Origin of the sequence: Exiguobacterium sp. RIT341, assembly GCF_000632205.1 — a bacterium.
In the GTDB taxonomy this organism is placed as follows: domain Bacteria; phylum Bacillota; class Bacilli; order Exiguobacteriales; family Exiguobacteriaceae; genus Exiguobacterium_A.
Genome location: NZ_JFYW01000001.1, coordinates 899,002 through 913,331 on the forward strand (window position 1 = coordinate 899,002; position 14,330 = coordinate 913,331).

General features: G+C 49.6%; 18 protein-coding genes. 5 read left to right on the plus strand and 13 right to left on the minus strand.

Going from position 1 to position 14,330, the window contains the following annotated elements:
- Nucleotides 1–31: 31 nt before the first annotated feature.
- The 3 genes from BW42_RS04650 to BW42_RS16280 all read right to left on the minus strand — a co-directional run bounded on the left by BW42_RS04650 (nucleotide 32) and on the right by BW42_RS16280 (nucleotide 1,841).
- Nucleotides 32–637 (minus strand): HAD-IA family hydrolase, encoded by a 606-nt coding sequence (locus tag BW42_RS04650; protein ID WP_035408052.1) that lies wholly within the window; start codon nucleotides 635–637, stop codon nucleotides 32–34.
- Nucleotides 609–1,508 carry a PhzF family phenazine biosynthesis protein gene (locus tag BW42_RS04655; RefSeq protein ID WP_197026215.1) on the minus strand — a complete coding sequence of 300 codons (900 nt, stop codon included), beginning with the start codon at nucleotides 1,506–1,508 and terminating at the stop codon, nucleotides 609–611. The genes BW42_RS04650 and BW42_RS04655 overlap by 29 nt, the downstream gene beginning before the upstream one ends.
- A 114-nt stretch (nucleotides 1,509–1,622) precedes the next feature.
- Nucleotides 1,623–1,841 (minus strand): hypothetical protein, encoded by a 219-nt coding sequence (locus tag BW42_RS16280; protein ID WP_155960153.1) that lies wholly within the window; start codon nucleotides 1,839–1,841, stop codon nucleotides 1,623–1,625.
- 173 nt (nucleotides 1,842–2,014) lie between these two features.
- Between BW42_RS16280 and BW42_RS04660 the strand changes: the two genes are divergently transcribed.
- The 3 genes from BW42_RS04660 to BW42_RS04670 all read left to right on the plus strand — a co-directional run bounded on the left by BW42_RS04660 (nucleotide 2,015) and on the right by BW42_RS04670 (nucleotide 3,159).
- Nucleotides 2,015–2,296, plus strand: a complete 282-nt coding sequence (locus tag BW42_RS04660) for a hypothetical protein (protein ID WP_035408054.1) — start codon at nucleotides 2,015–2,017, stop codon at nucleotides 2,294–2,296.
- A 180-nt stretch (nucleotides 2,297–2,476) separates the two neighbouring features.
- A complete protein-coding gene (locus tag BW42_RS04665; RefSeq protein ID WP_035408056.1) occupies nucleotides 2,477–2,683 on the plus strand; it encodes a helix-turn-helix transcriptional regulator in 207 nt (68 codons plus the stop codon).
- Nucleotides 2,683–3,159 carry a hypothetical protein gene (locus tag BW42_RS04670; protein WP_035408058.1) on the plus strand — a complete coding sequence of 159 codons (477 nt, stop codon included), beginning with the start codon at nucleotides 2,683–2,685 and terminating at the stop codon, nucleotides 3,157–3,159. Before BW42_RS04665 ends, BW42_RS04670 begins: the two co-directional genes overlap by 1 nt.
- Before the next feature lie 478 nt (nucleotides 3,160–3,637).
- On the opposite strand, the gene BW42_RS04675 is transcribed toward BW42_RS04670, so the two are convergent.
- The 6 genes from BW42_RS04675 to BW42_RS04700 form a co-directional block, all read right to left on the minus strand.
- Complete coding sequence (locus tag BW42_RS04675) at nucleotides 3,638–4,123, minus strand: YusW family protein (RefSeq protein WP_035408060.1); 486 nt, start codon at nucleotides 4,121–4,123, stop codon at nucleotides 3,638–3,640.
- Entirely contained in the window at nucleotides 4,120–4,737 is a 618-nt protein-coding gene (locus BW42_RS04680; protein WP_035408063.1) for a flavodoxin family protein, read from the minus strand. The genes BW42_RS04675 and BW42_RS04680 overlap by 4 nt, the downstream gene beginning before the upstream one ends.
- 108 nt (nucleotides 4,738–4,845) lie before the next feature.
- Complete coding sequence (locus BW42_RS04685) at nucleotides 4,846–6,504, minus strand: FAD-dependent oxidoreductase (RefSeq protein WP_035408065.1); 1,659 nt, start codon at nucleotides 6,502–6,504, stop codon at nucleotides 4,846–4,848.
- 15 nt (nucleotides 6,505–6,519) lie between these two features.
- Nucleotides 6,520–7,815, minus strand: coding sequence for an arsenic transporter (locus BW42_RS04690; RefSeq protein ID WP_035408067.1), 1,296 nt, complete (start codon nucleotides 7,813–7,815; stop codon nucleotides 6,520–6,522).
- A gap of 19 nt (nucleotides 7,816–7,834) precedes the next feature.
- Nucleotides 7,835–8,164 carry a helix-turn-helix transcriptional regulator gene (locus BW42_RS04695; RefSeq protein ID WP_052019022.1) on the minus strand — a complete coding sequence of 110 codons (330 nt, stop codon included), beginning with the start codon at nucleotides 8,162–8,164 and terminating at the stop codon, nucleotides 7,835–7,837.
- A gap of 79 nt (nucleotides 8,165–8,243) precedes the next feature.
- Nucleotides 8,244–8,684: a VOC family protein gene (locus BW42_RS04700; RefSeq protein WP_035408070.1), complete on the minus strand. Its 441-nt coding sequence runs from the start codon at nucleotides 8,682–8,684 to the stop codon at nucleotides 8,244–8,246.
- A gap of 477 nt (nucleotides 8,685–9,161) precedes the next feature.
- Between BW42_RS04700 and BW42_RS04705 the strand changes: the two genes are divergently transcribed.
- The gene (locus tag BW42_RS04705; RefSeq protein WP_035408072.1) at nucleotides 9,162–9,665 is read left to right on the plus strand and encodes a DNA topology modulation protein; all 504 of its coding nucleotides are present in this window, start codon (nucleotides 9,162–9,164) and stop codon (nucleotides 9,663–9,665) included.
- A gap of 142 nt (nucleotides 9,666–9,807) precedes the next feature.
- Here the strand turns inward: BW42_RS04705 and BW42_RS04710 are convergent, their stop codons facing one another.
- On the minus strand, nucleotides 9,808–11,514 hold the full coding sequence (locus tag BW42_RS04710; protein ID WP_035408074.1) for a methyl-accepting chemotaxis protein: 1,707 nt from the start codon (nucleotides 11,512–11,514) through the stop codon (nucleotides 9,808–9,810).
- A 162-nt stretch (nucleotides 11,515–11,676) separates the two neighbouring features.
- Here BW42_RS04710 and BW42_RS04715 point away from each other — a divergent pair, with 162 nt between their 5' ends.
- Nucleotides 11,677–12,729 (plus strand): C45 family peptidase, encoded by a 1,053-nt coding sequence (locus BW42_RS04715; RefSeq protein ID WP_035408076.1) that lies wholly within the window; start codon nucleotides 11,677–11,679, stop codon nucleotides 12,727–12,729.
- Between the two features lie 39 nt (nucleotides 12,730–12,768).
- Here BW42_RS04715 and BW42_RS04720 read toward each other — a convergent pair whose 3' ends face one another.
- The 3 genes from BW42_RS04720 to BW42_RS04730 are packed head-to-tail and all read right to left on the minus strand — an operon-like array spanning nucleotide 12,769 to nucleotide 14,328.
- Nucleotides 12,769–13,245, minus strand: coding sequence for an N-acetyltransferase (locus tag BW42_RS04720; protein ID WP_035408078.1), 477 nt, complete (start codon nucleotides 13,243–13,245; stop codon nucleotides 12,769–12,771).
- Nucleotides 13,227–13,805, minus strand: a complete 579-nt coding sequence (locus BW42_RS04725; RefSeq protein WP_035408080.1) for a GNAT family N-acetyltransferase — start codon at nucleotides 13,803–13,805, stop codon at nucleotides 13,227–13,229. Before BW42_RS04725 ends, BW42_RS04720 begins: the two co-directional genes overlap by 19 nt.
- 34 nt (nucleotides 13,806–13,839) lie before the next feature.
- Complete coding sequence (locus tag BW42_RS04730) at nucleotides 13,840–14,328, minus strand: GNAT family N-acetyltransferase (RefSeq protein WP_035408082.1); 489 nt, start codon at nucleotides 14,326–14,328, stop codon at nucleotides 13,840–13,842.
- Between the last annotated feature and the right edge of the window lie 2 nt (nucleotides 14,329–14,330).

Consider the following 14,330-nt stretch of genomic DNA (forward strand, 5'->3'; position numbering starts at 1 on the left):
CCCGTTCCCATCACTGGAAGCGGGGCTGTCGTTATGTCAGCAATCGTTCGTGTAATTGTTCAGGCGTCGGTACCGTATAGGTCGCAACCGTCTCATTTGGTCGTTCGTTGATCAGACATGTGGCAATACCCGCACGATGTCCCGCTAAGACGTCGAGTTCCCGGTCCCCGATCATGATCGTCTCGTCTAGAGCCATCTGATGCCGATTAATCAAGTACGTGACAGCTTCCGGATCCGGCTTACGGACGAAGCCATGTGCTGCAGTCAGGATGTCTTGAAAATGATGCGTCAATTCGTGTTTTGCAAGCAACGCATGAATGGATGTTCCGCGATGGGTGACGATATGATGCGTCGCACCACTTGCCGATAATGTCTCAAGCAATTCATGAATTCCTGGAAACGGACCGGACCGTTCGCGCTCAATCGTCGCCTTTTGTTGTTTGTAGTTCGTAATGAACGCTTCGGACACCGCAAACGCCCTATACATCGTCTTTGCCGAGATCGCCATCAGCTCAGCGACACGTTCTCGATCGACCGATTGCCCCTCGCTCTCGAGCATGTCCACAAAAACATCGATCAACACTGGATATGTATCGAACAAAGTGCCGTCAAAATCCCAAATGAAGTGTTTCAACATCTGCCTCTTCCTCTCCCACTTTCTTTACTTCAACAAAGACGGCTTGCCCGTCCATCTCGACCTTCCAGTCGTTGTGATTAAGTCCTTCACCGGAGACATGGATTCTCACCTGACCTGATCGTCCTATCTCATGTCCTTGCTCGACAGTGATCATCGTTCCTGAGACGGATGGCTTCATGAATTTTCGGTAATAGACACCCATCACACCACTCGCCGTTCCTGTTACCGGATCTTCGACGCTACCTGATCCCGTTGCTGAGAAGTGACGCCCGTGTAAAGTCGCCTGCGCATCATATGTATCGAAACAGATAGGGTGAATCGATGCTTGAGGATAGTCAGTCAAAACGGGTGCAAATTGTTGATGATCTGGCATCATCCGTTGAAAATCGACGAGATGACGAATAGGCAACACAAGCGTCCAATTCCCGGTACTTCCATAAACGACCGGAAATCGTTCATCTAAATGTTTCATTTCTAATCCAATCGATGCTAAGACTGCTTCAACGTCACCATCAAATGGGTGCAGACAAGGTCGCCCTTGTCGTAAACGAAACATGCCATGCGCTAAACGAATCACAGGCAAGATGCCTGATTTTGTCTTGATGTGACATGTTGCAGGTATACCAATATGTGAATCGATCGCCGTCAATGCAGCGATCGTACCATGTCCACACAAGTCCATCTCCCGTTCCGGTGCAAAGAAACGCATTTGATAATCTGCCTGCTCGCAAGAGAGGATGAATGTCGTTTCCGTGAATCCACTCGCCTGAGCAATCCGTTGCATCTCAAGCTCCGACAATCGATTGGCGTTTAAGACGACTCCGGCTGGATTACCGGTTCCGGGTGTCGCCGTAAACACATCATAGTGCAATATTCAGATCACGCACCGTGTTGTTATGTGTCTTTGATTTCTGACATCCTGATTTCATTTTTATAAGATAAGTCTACCAGAACAGATGAAAAACAAGGACGAGACGCCCTTGCCTTAGGATGATTGCATTTGCTGCCAGTCGTCTTCTTCATAAATCGACTGGACCCATTCAATCGGTACATAGAGGGACCTTGCAATTGCTTCGTCTGTTTTACCCAGTTTTCGCAACAGATGGACGATTCGAATCCTTCGTTCGAGCTCCCGGTCATCCGGTATCAGTTCAGGCATCATCTTCTCTTCTCCTTTCCACTGAATCGGCGATGGTGTTTTCATGATGATACCCGATTATTATCTGAATATTCCGATTGGTGCATAGAAGCAAGGATTTTTGATAAAGTTCCAAGAAAGATAACAGACAGGAATTCGATTCATTTTGACGAATGACTAGAAGGTAGACGCACCGATCACGAAGTCATGCGTCAAACAAACAGATGAGGAGCATCTATATGATTAAATCCAAAAAACGGTTTCAGCTAGCGATCGGTTTGCTATTGATTGGTGTTTTTAGCGGGATCCTTTTTCAAACACTGGGCTACTTTCCGCACGCGACAGCGTATCTATTGAGTATTCCGATCGCTTCCCATGACACGGAATTTCTTTTAGGATGGATCGTTACTGGTGTCACGATCGCAGGGCTTGTTTTGCTTCCCTTGTCCTTACGACAACATCACGTCATTACGACGTTCGTGTGTCTCGTAGCCATCATTGTAACGCCGCACATCATGTAATGTTTTGCAAATGGCTCGCTTCATTCCCATTGCAATATAAACCAATTTGAATGTATCGCTTACGACTAAGCCAATGGATCGTCTTGATTCATTGGCTTTTTCCCATTTAAAAAGTAAAGTTCACTTTACAAAATGTAAAACAGACTTTACAATATAACCAACTGGAAAGGAGGTCGCTGGATGAAGCTGACGAATCAAGTCCGGATTTACCGCCAACAACAGAAGTGGACGCAGGAACAGTTCGCTGAACGGATCGGCGTGACACGCCAGACCGTCATCTCGCTTGAAAAAGGCAGCTATACGCCATCCTTACTACTCGCAATGCAAATTGCTCGCGTCTTCGATCGACCAGTAGAGGAATTATTTCAATTAGAGGAGGAGTCTTGATGAACCGCGTCATAACCCAATCTGTTTTAAATTGTTGTCTCTATTTTTTAGCTGCGTCTCTCATCAGTGCGATTCATGACAAACTTCAATTATTTCAAGATGATCCTGTATCCGGTACCGGTCTGTCGTTTGAGCTCGATCTCAGCATCATGCTACCACTGATCATCATCGCTATTGTCGTCTCATGCATTGGCTATCTCTCACGAACGGATCGCTCCCGGTCATTTTCAAAATGGTCGACGTCAACAGCAGAATTCTCTGACTCGGACGAACGAGAGGCCCTCATCACTGGTAAGGCGACCCGCGCAGCGTACGTTGCTTTTTTGATCAGTCTTCCTATCCTGATGATTGCCTTTTTGTTTGAACAGCCACTACTTGAACGGTATCCTTCGTTTCCGTTTTATGCGATCGCGCTAGTCCTATCGGTCGGAACCTTTACCTATATGACCGCTTGGATCGTCCACGTTCGCCGCTAACATCGTTTGACGAAGGACTATTGAGTTTGCGCCTGCTCCGGATGGTCCGTCAGTTGACCCTCTTCGTGATACACCGTTTCCCTAGCATATCCGGTACGATTGGTTGCTGTGTCAACGCTCACCGGCACCAGTAACCTTACAACGCGTTCAATTGATCGGACATGAACGACTGCCCCATCACGTCATACCAAGTGATCATTATGGGGTCCTCGCTCATATGACGATTCACTAAAACGACGAGGCTGACTCAAAAAAGAATGACGCGTCTTTTTACGCCCTTTCCTCAGGCGAGACACAAGCCAGTTTTCTTGCTTCATTCAAGCAGGAAAGCGGGTCTTGTTTGTCTCTGACAGCGCATAATACGCTTTTTCCTGTAGGAGTGGCGTGTGACGCGTCATTTTTTTACGAGCTAAGGGTGGCAGATCATCATTCTGCCACCCTTATCTTTAGAGGACGACATGTGAGTCAGCCCCGTCGTTTATTTTTTATATTCTTTTTCTGTTCCGTCCGAGAAGTCGATCTCTACCTCGAGGCGGGACGCATCTTGAATCGCAAATACACGCTCCACTTCCGCGATGACATCTTTCTCAGATGTATCCGCATCTACTTTTAAGTTCTTGAACTTCGCGTCGAGTTCCGTCATCGCCGCGTCCCCGCGTTTGTTTTCATCTTTATACTGGTATTCGGCTTCCGTGCCGTCATTCTCTCGGTCATAGCTGATGTCGATTGCGTCCATATCCCCGTTGACGTCCGCTTCAATCGATAAACTGGTGAATCCATAATCCGTATCTGCATTTTTCGTGACCGCATCCTTATCTTTCATCATATTGTCGGTCGTATTCGAGTTTGTAGATCCGTCCTCGACCTTGTCCGACGCCGTTTCGTCGTTCCCGCATCCTGCTACCATTAGACTCATCGCAAATAAGGTCGCAACACCGTATCCTGTAACATATCCTCTCTTCATTCCATCACATTCCCTTCTGCTGGAATCGGGTGCGCTTTCAATAGCCGAGCAAGATGCAAAAGATTGGCAGCTAAAAACTGGGCATGCCGTTTCGTGAAGTCATTGTCACGTCCGGCTTCGATGTAAGACGGTCCAGGTCCCGCTTCACCGACCCAGTACGCATCGACATTGGGGGGAATCGTGAATCCGATGTGCGACAGACCGTATAAAATCGACGCGGACGCGTGTTTCGCCCCATCCTCGTTGCCGGTGACGATGACACCACCGACCTTGTTATAATAGATGGCTTGTCCAACGTCGTTCGTCAAGCCACTTCCCCCGTATAACCGTTCGATGACTTGTGTCGCGACACTACTTTTTTCACCGAGCCACAGCGGCGTCCCGATGACGACGATATCTGCCTGTTTGACTTTGTCGAAGAGTACCGGCCATTCGTCGCCGTTCCCTTCATCTTCCGTCACACCGAATGCGACTTGATGATCGACGACTCGAACGATTTCTGAATCGACGTCCTCATGCTCCCAGTACGAAATCACGTCGCGAATCAACGCTTCCGTGTTCGATGGTTCTTGTGATGCTTTTAAAGTACAGTTCAAAAATAAAGCGCGTACCATCCGTTCATCCTCCCCTTTTGAATTGACATGTTCCTCGTCCTTAATCCTTTCCTGATTCTAATCCGAAGTAAACAAAAAAGGCCTCCGCTTTCGCGAAGACTTTCCTCGTCAGAGACATGACTTGATGTGTTGATAGTTTTGATTGCCACCGGATAAGTTACAGACGTCCCTGAACCCGAGATTCTTCAAGACGTTCTGTGCCGCGTTTCCTGTGACACCTTTATTGCAGTAAACGATTGTCGGTACCGTCGGATCAAGTTCCTGCGCCCGCTCACGTAACTCACCGAGCGGAATATGGATTGCCCCGTCGACATGACTCTTCTCGAACTGAGCGCGTGAGCGCGTATCGATGATTTGGAAGACCTGACCCTTAGCGACCTCTTCCATCAAAGCATTCGGTGTTTTCAGACGGGCCGTTCGTTTGATCGCGTTATCGAGGGCCATCCCGGTGTAAAGAATGGGGTCCTTCGTCGTCGAGAATGGCGGCGCATAGGCCAGATCAAGATGGAATAAGTCTTCCGCTTTTGCCTTGAAGCTGATTGCGGTCGCAAGGACATCAATCCGTTTATCGACCCCTTGCGGACCAACGATTTGGGCACCGAGGATACGACCATCGTTCCGATCTGCAATCGCCTTGATGACCATTTCTTTCCCGCCGAGATATTCCGGGCGATCCGGCTTGATGTTGTGTAACACTTCGATATCATACTCGGCGTCGCGGGCTTCTTTTTCAGTCAATCCGGTCTGGGCGACCGTCAAATCGAATGCTTTAAAAATTCCCGTTCCAAGGATTCCCCGGTGTTCAATCGCTTCACCAGTGATGACCATCCCAGCAATCCGCCCCATCTTGTTCGCTGTCGAACCAAGCGGGCGGTAAAGGGGTTGACCGGTGATGAGCGAAAAGCTCTCGGCGACATCGCCGACCGCATAAACGCCTTTGATGTTCGTCTGCATCTGTCGATTGACGGCGATCGCACCCGTCTGCCCAATCGTCACACCGATCTCTTGTGCGAGTTGCGTGTTTGGTTTGACACCGACCGACAGGATGACGAGATCCGTCTCGATCGTCTCACCACTTGCAAGAACGACTGTACGAGCCGTCTTCTCCCCTTCGAACGAAGTGACGGACTCACCGAGACGTAAGATGACGCCGTTCGCTTCGAGATGGTCACTGACGCGTTTTGCCATATCGACGTCTAGCGGTGGCATGACTTGCGTCAACCGTTCGACGAGCGTCACTTCGATTCCGCGATATGTCAACTGTTCTGCCATCTCGAGTCCGATGAATCCGCCGCCGACGATGACAGCACGTTTTGGAGCTTGCGCGTCGACGTACCGACGAATCGCTTCCGCATTGCGGATGTTACGGACCGGGAAGACGTTTTCGAGATCGACGCCCGGTAGCGGCGGAATGATGCTAGAGGCACCAGTCGCGAAAACGAGCGTATCGTACGTATCCGTGAATGTCTCACCCGAATCCAGATGACGGATCGTCGCTGTCTTCGTCTCGTGATCAATCGCTTCGACGTTATGACGCGTCTTAACGTCGATGTTGTAACGTTTCTTGAAGAACGCTGCGTCGCGTGGCGTCAATTCATCGAGCTCAGCGACTTCACCGCCGACGAAATAGGGAATCCCACAACCGGAATAGGAAATGTCCTCGTCCCGGTCGTAGATCGTGATCTCTAAGTCTTCGCTATTACGGCGTGCCTTCGCCCCAACTGATGTGCCGGCAGCGACCGAGCCGATGATAAGTAGTTTCGCCATATTCATGTCCTCCTCTTAATAGAGTAATAAACTGATGTAGAGCCCGAGCAACGCGATGGCGAGCGTCGGAATCGTCAAGACGGTACCAATTTTGAAATATTGTCCCCAACCGATCCGGACCCCTTTCGAGCGCAAGACATGGAGCCACAGTAAGGTTGCAAGACTTCCGATCGGCGTGATCTTTGGACCGAGATCGCTACCGATGACATTCGCGTAGATTAAGGCGTCACGAATCGCTCCCGTCGTTGCCGTATGCTCGATCGACAACGCATTGATCATGACGGTCGGCATATTGTTCATGACAGAAGACAACAGAGCGGCAAGGAAGCCCATTCCAAACGTCGCCGATGCGAGGTTCGTCGCCATCCACTCGATCAACTCCGCAAGGACTTGCGTCAGTCCCGCATTGCGCAGACCGTAGACGACGATATACATACCGAGCGAGAAGAAGACGATCGCCCACGGGGCACCGGCAAGGACCTTCTTCGTCGGAACACTCGGTGATTTTTGCGCCAGGAATAAGAAAAAGACAGCGATGATACCAGCAACGAGACTGACCGGAATGCCAATCGCATCACTCGTAAAGTATCCGACGAGCAACAAGCCAAGGACGATCCATGAAGCACGGAACATCCGCATATCGCGAATCGCAGACGTCGGTTGCGCCAAATCCTCGACGGCATAGACTTTCGGGATCTGCTTCTTGAAATAGAGATACAAGACGAGCAGACTTCCCGCGACTGAAAAGACGTTGACGAAGACCATCCGCGCCGCATACGCCGTAAAGCCGATGTGAAAGAAGTCCGCCGAAACGATGTTGACGAGGTTCGAGATGACGAACGGAAGACTTGCCGTGTCGGCGATAAAGCCGGAGGCGAAGACATATGCCAGGACGACCGCATCCGGTAACTTCAAGTGACGGACCATCGCGAGGACGATCGGTGTCAGAATCAAGGCAGCCCCATCATTCGCGAACAAGGCCGAGACAAGGGCACCGAGTAACGTCATGTAGATGAAGAGTTTCAGACCGCCACCGCGGGCGATTCGGGCCATATGTAACGCGGCCCATTCAAAGAAGCCGATCTCATCTAAGATCAATGAGATGACGATCAAGGCGATGAAGGTGAACGTCGCGTTCCAGATGATCCCCCAGACGGTCGCGACGTCTCCCAGTTCGACGACGCCCGTTAAAAGTGCGACAATCGCCATTCCGATCGCCGAGTATCCGATACCGAGCCCTTTCGGTTGTTTGATGATTAAAAATAAGGTGATCAGAAATATTCCGATCGCAAGCCATTGTGATGCTGTCAATTAATTCACTTCATTTCTGTTAGATTTCTAATACGGTACAGGAACTGGAGCGCACATCTGCTGTATCCAGCCGTCTTAGCATCCATTCCAGTTGACCGTAATAAGGATGTTCCCGATTTAAGCGATAATAGATCCATTGCCGATCGCGGCGTTCGGAGATGATCGCTTGTTCTCGAAGTCGTTTTAAATGTCGACTGATCGCGGGTTGTGAAATATCGAATGCCGCGGTCAAATCACAGACACAGTGTTCGCGCACCTGTAATCGACGTAAGATATCCAGCCGTACCGGATCACTTAACCCTTTGAGATACTGACTCATCGTTTCTATTTCTGGATCAAATCGTGTCATGAGTTTCCCGTCCTTTCTTCATCAGGATATAATATAACCATTTGGTTATACAACAAGAAATAAAAAATCGATCCCGTGTTTATACGGAATCGATTTTTTCTGCTAGCTCTATGATCACACCTTCAGGTCCTCTTACGTAACATAGGCGATACTCATTTTCGTAATTCGCGACGTTCCCAATCGGTTGATATCCTTGATCCGCTAATCGTTCGAGGAGTGCATTGAGTCCTGTCACTTCAAAACAGAGATGACGCAATCCGCTGGCATAAACGGGCTGAACGACAGTGGACGTCTCAACTGGTCGTTTGAACCGAACCAGTTCGAGCCAGATTGCTTCACCTGGTAACCCAAGAGCGACACATTCCGTCTTTGCCCCGTCTAGATTCAACAAACGATCGAGCAACTTCCCTTCCATTTCCCATCGTCCACGTACTTCGAGCCCGCAAAGCGAAAAAAAGTGAATCGCTTCTTCTAGGTTCACGACGTTCAGACTGATATGATCCGTTCGTTTAATTGGCATCCGTCATTCCTCCTCAAGTGTGTCAAAATGTTTTCAAAACGGTGATAGAAAGCACATCTAGAGCGTTTCGAAGTGGTGGCTGAAGTTTGTATCGTCAGTTGCTATTTCATGAAACAAGCCGTTGGTGACTCCGGATCATTATCGAAAATTGATGGCTTTCTGACTGAAATTCTCTACATCGACTGGCTCGTGACGACCCCGCTCCTCTTGAATATGTCATCAGTTGTATCGCTTAGTTATATATCACTTAACTGCTGTTTACGAATGTCACAAAAGCTGCTCAAGATAACCCGACACCGATTCATAAAGCTTTGTTTCAGATACGCTTGTTCTGCATCCCAGTAAGAGAAATAGAAAAACGATCGTCATCCCTTCGATTATGAAATTTGGTACCATCTCATTCACTCCTTTCGTTCTATCCTCGACTAGAAAACCGTGATATGATCAATTCCTATGACAAAAAATAGGAGGTCTATGATGCGAAAAATCATCCTGATTGGTTCTGGTGGGTCCGGTAAATCGACGCTTGCCCGCGAGATGGGAAAAAAACTAAGTTATCCCGTTGATCACCTCGACAGCTTATTGTGGCGTCCGAACTGGGAGGCGGTTTCGCGTGAGGAACAACGCCAGATTCAACAAACACTCATATCGCGTGATACATGGATCATCGACGGTAATTACGGTGGAACGCTTGACTTACGAATCGATGCCGCTGATACGGTCATCTTCCTTGATCTGCCGCGGACGCTTTGTCTGTACCGTGCGCTGAAACGGACCTTGCGCTATCGTAAGACCGGCCGACCGGATATGGCGGCAGGCTGTCCCGAGAAACTGTCGCTTGATTTTCTGAAATGGATTTGGCGGTTTCCGATCGATAAGCGACCGAGTATCCTTTCAACGCTTAAAGCGACGTCCGATAAACAAATCGTTCATTTGCGGTCCCGCCGCGCTGTCAAACAGTTTCTTCAATCACTTTCATAACATCCGTCCATCTGTTACCTTTCGTCATCCTTAGTGATGTACATACGACGAAACAAACTTACTCTCCTGCCCGTTTTCCAGTCATTACCACAAATAAAAAAACGACCATGACGGTTACCCCTCATGGTCGTAGTGCAATATCTTACACGCTGAATCTGCCTGTGACTTGTTTTAAATCATCCGCCATCGTCGCGAGCGATTGCGATGCAGACGAAATTTCTTCCATCGACGCCATCTGCTCCTCGGTCGAAGCGGAGATGTTTTGTGTCCCAGCAGCGGTTCCTTCCGTCACCGCTTGAATCGTCCGCATGACAGAAGCGATTTGTTCACTCGCTGCCGCCATTTCCTGAACGGCGCCGGACACTTCTTCGACGTGCCCTGTCACGTCGGTGATCGCTGTCTCGATTTCCGAGAAGGATGTCCCTGCCTGATCGACGACGGCAATCCCGCTCGTCATCTCGGTCGAGACCTTCTCCATCGAGGCGACCGATGCTTCTGTCTCTTGTTGGATGACCCGAATCAAGGACTCGATCTGTTTTGCCGAGACCGCCGATTGTTCCGCAAGCGTCTTGACTTCCGCTGCGACGACGGCAAATCCGCGTCCTTGTTCACCAGCGCGTGCTGCCTCGATTGCTGCGTTTAAAGCGAGGAGGTTCGTCTGTGCCGCGACACCTTTGATCGAATCCGTGATTTGACCGATTTCCTGTGATCGGTTGCCAAGACCATCAATGACTTGGCTGAGACGCGACACGTCTTCTTGAATACGTCCCATCTGTGTTCCGAGTGATCCGACGACCTTCCCCCCGAGTGCGACTTTTTCCATCGCGTCCGCCGTCCGTTCCGTCATCTGTTGCGCATTGCCGGCGACGTAGCGGACGGACGTCGTCAACTCTTCAATCGTCCGTGAAGCATCGGACACTTGATGCAGCTGTTGACTTGCACCGCTTGCCATCTCTTCCATCGTCACAGCGACCATCTCTGTTGCTTTCGTCGTTGATTCCGCATTGACGCTAAGCTCATCCGACGCAACGGCGACGCGGTCTGCCGTTCCCGTAAGTTCAAGGACGACTTGTTGTTGTGAGGCGATCATTTCATTAAACGATGTCGTCAATTGACCAAGTTCGTCTTTCGAATCATAGTGACCTCGGACAGTCAAGTCACCCTTACCTGACTGATTCATCCAACCCTGCAGTTGACGAATCGGACGTGTGATGAGACGTGTGATGTATAAGGCAAGTCCTGCAAACAAGAGGACCGCCAGCAAAAAGATACCGAGCATTAAGTAAAAGGCGGTTTGTTTTTCCGCTTGATTCTGGGCATCTAACATCTTCGCTTGTTTCGTCATTGAGGCCATTAATGCTTTTGCCGAGTTCGCGACGTTATCCCGGACTTGTTCCAAACCATCGGAATACGCCGTGTAGGCTTCTTCCTCTTCATTTCGTGTCGCCGCATCTTGAACGAGCGTCATCGAGTTGTCGTAGGCGAGGACATTATCCTTCAACTCCTCGAGTTGTTTCTTTTCTCGCGCATCAAATTGTCCCGTTTTTTCAACCTTCGTGACCGACGACCGAATCTGAGCCTGTCGTGTATCGATATCGGCTTGGAGTTCCGTGATTCGTGCTTCATCCTTCGTTAGGATCATCTCCACTAAAAAGGAATCGAGAGCCCGTGTATCGATCCGAATCTGTGCCACTTCTTGGATCGGAATCAAGTTCTCCTGATACATCGCTCGGGAAGCGTTTGACATCTGGTTCAAGAAATAGAGTCCTGCTCCCGCAATGAGTAGCATCGCAACGACGGCTGTTGCGATCAAAGCTTGTATCTTCCGTCTGACTGACATATGTTTCATTCCATCCCCTCCCGTTTTTGTTATCGGTTCAGGATTGAAAAAGTTGACTATTTTTTCAATATTCCCATACTTTAGATGTGCTTTAGTAAAGACTTGCTATACGACTTTCTCCCTTGCGTTCGATATAATCAGCATACAGCAGTTGAAGAAAGGATGAGTCCCATGCAACGAGTAGCCAATGAAATCACGCAATTCCGCGGCAGTCATTATGAGTTCGGTCGCGAACAAGGGCGTTACGTCAAACGAAATCAGTTGCTCCATAACCGAGAGGACAACTGGAAAATCCGTGTTCCTCGCTTTCAAGTCGATCCGGTCGAGACGAAGGAGATGTTCCTTCGGTATGCTCCGCACATCTGGGACGAGTTGCTCGGATTGCAAGATGAACTCGAACTATCATTACCAGACACCTTACTCCATTTTGGACATTACCGTGTTGAAGGTCCTAAAAGTGGTTGTTCGATCATGACCGGTGATAATTTTCTCGTTCGCAATTATGATTATCATCCGATGACGTACGACGGACGATTTTCCGTCTTTCAACCGAACGATGGCGGTTCAGCGATCATCGGCCCGGCATCTCGGGTGACCGGTCGAATGGACGGGATGAACGAACACGGTCTTGCGATGGGCTATAATTTCATCAATCGCCGTCGGCCGGGCGACGGGTTCGTCAGTTTCATGATCGGGCGGATCATCCTCGAGATGTGTACGTCGGTCGACGATGCGATCTCACTCGTCAAAGAGATTCCACATCGCGGATCGTTCACGTACGTCGTCCACGATAAATCCGCGCGTTCGTTCGTCATCGAGGCGACGGCACGCGACGTCCAAGTGCGGGAATCGAACATGTGCACCAATCACTTCGATTTGCTGCAACACGAAAACCGCTATCACCTGGATGACTCGAAACGTCGGATGATGGAGTTGAAGACCCATCAACACATGATTCAAGATGCGGAGTCCGCTTTCCGACTACTCAACGATACCGATAAAGGCGTCTTCGCTGATTTATATGCGCAGTGGGCGGGAACGATTCATACGTCTGCCTACTTCCCGGAAGAGTTAAAGGTCTGGTTCGCGCTCGGTGGTGATCAGGAGCCGGTCACGTTCGACTTTGCTGACTGGCTCGCCGGCAATGACTTCACAGCAAGTGAAATCACAGGAGAACTTGAGACGACCATCCAGTTTGCAAATACACTTCAGACATGGCGTTAAACGAAAAAGATGCCTCCTGCTTGCGCAAGAGGCATCTTTTTACTGGGAAACGTCTAGTCGTTTCGACATATGATAATCCGTTTTCTCATACCCAAGCGAGTCATAGACATGAATCGCCCGTTCGTTATGCGCGAAGACGTGTAACGAAATCTTTTTGACGTTCATCCGTTTTAACATCACTTCCAGTAATCGGAGTGCTTCTTTGCCGTACCCTTGGTTTTGTTTATCGGACGTAATCTTGACATCGAAGATGAAAGCGGAACGTCCGCGTGATTCTTCTTTTACGTGAACCCAGACCATTCCAATGTCGCTGTCTGTCTCGTCACGAAACGTAAACAAATAATGATCCTTCGTTTTCAGACCTTCAGGCAACAACGTCGCAAACTCATCTGTCGACTTATTATGCGCCTCGTTCTCTGACCACGTACCGGCGCGACACTTATCTGCCGCATACTCCTCGATTGCCACGGGTAGATACACCTCATAGGTCGCTTGTTTCATTGGCTCGATGCGCATGCTGCTACCTCCTGCGTTTTCGTCCAGTCCCGTCGTAACATCGCATAGACCTGGAGGTCGTGATAAGTCCCGTACAATTTCTCAGCGTCCCGTAAGACGCCTTCTTCCGTGAACCCGAGTCGTTCCGGGATCCGTCTGCTCCGGACGTTTCCAGTCGCACACTCGATGACGACGCGGTTCAAGCCGAGCGTCTCGAAACAATAATGCGTGACGAACCGGACGACGTCCGTCATGACACCTTTCCCGAGTCCCTTTTCTCCTAAGTAATAGCCGATCGACGTTTGTCCGAGGTGCCGATCGATTGCATGCAAACCGATCGTTCCGACGAGCTCCTCCTGAAGATAGATGCCACACGTAAACCCGTTACCATCGGCAAACTGTTGCAACCATGCTGGGATGACTACTTCCTGATATGTACTTGTCTCTGTTGCACCATCAACCCAACCGAGCCATTCGCGAAGATGTGCGCGATTGGCATCGACAAGGGCGAATAATTCTTCCGCATGGTGCCGTTCGAACAATTGAAGCGATACGTGATCGGACACTTGTAACCTGAACATGACCTCTCCCCTTTCTAGTAACTGTTGTTTGACGTCACGACGTCGTTTCCCTGCTAGACGTCACGTTCCATTCCATCCGTCTTGAGCGGACAGACATTCCGAGTGCCTCGTAAAAGGCGATCGCTTCTTGATTGGCGTCATCGACGCCGAGTTCGATCCGGTCGCAACCAATTGTTTTCGCATGCGCGTAAGCGGCTTGCATCAATCGCTTGCCTACGCCTTGCTTCTGATGCGTATCCGCAACGACGAGACTGATGACCCGTAAGTAATGTTTATCAAAGACGAAGCCGCTCCCTTCGATGATATCTTCCTTTAAGACGATCACACCGGCAAGTCCTTTGTATTCCGCGACGAGGATTTCGAAATCTGATCGGTCGAGTTGCGACAAAAATAAGTCTTCCGAAACCGGCATCTCGTGCGGACGGTAGTGATCGGGGCGTAAAGCTACATGCTGCTCATGAATTTGTTGGAATAGCGGAATCAACGCCTGAAAATCGTCAGGGCGGGCAGTACGGATATTCATCA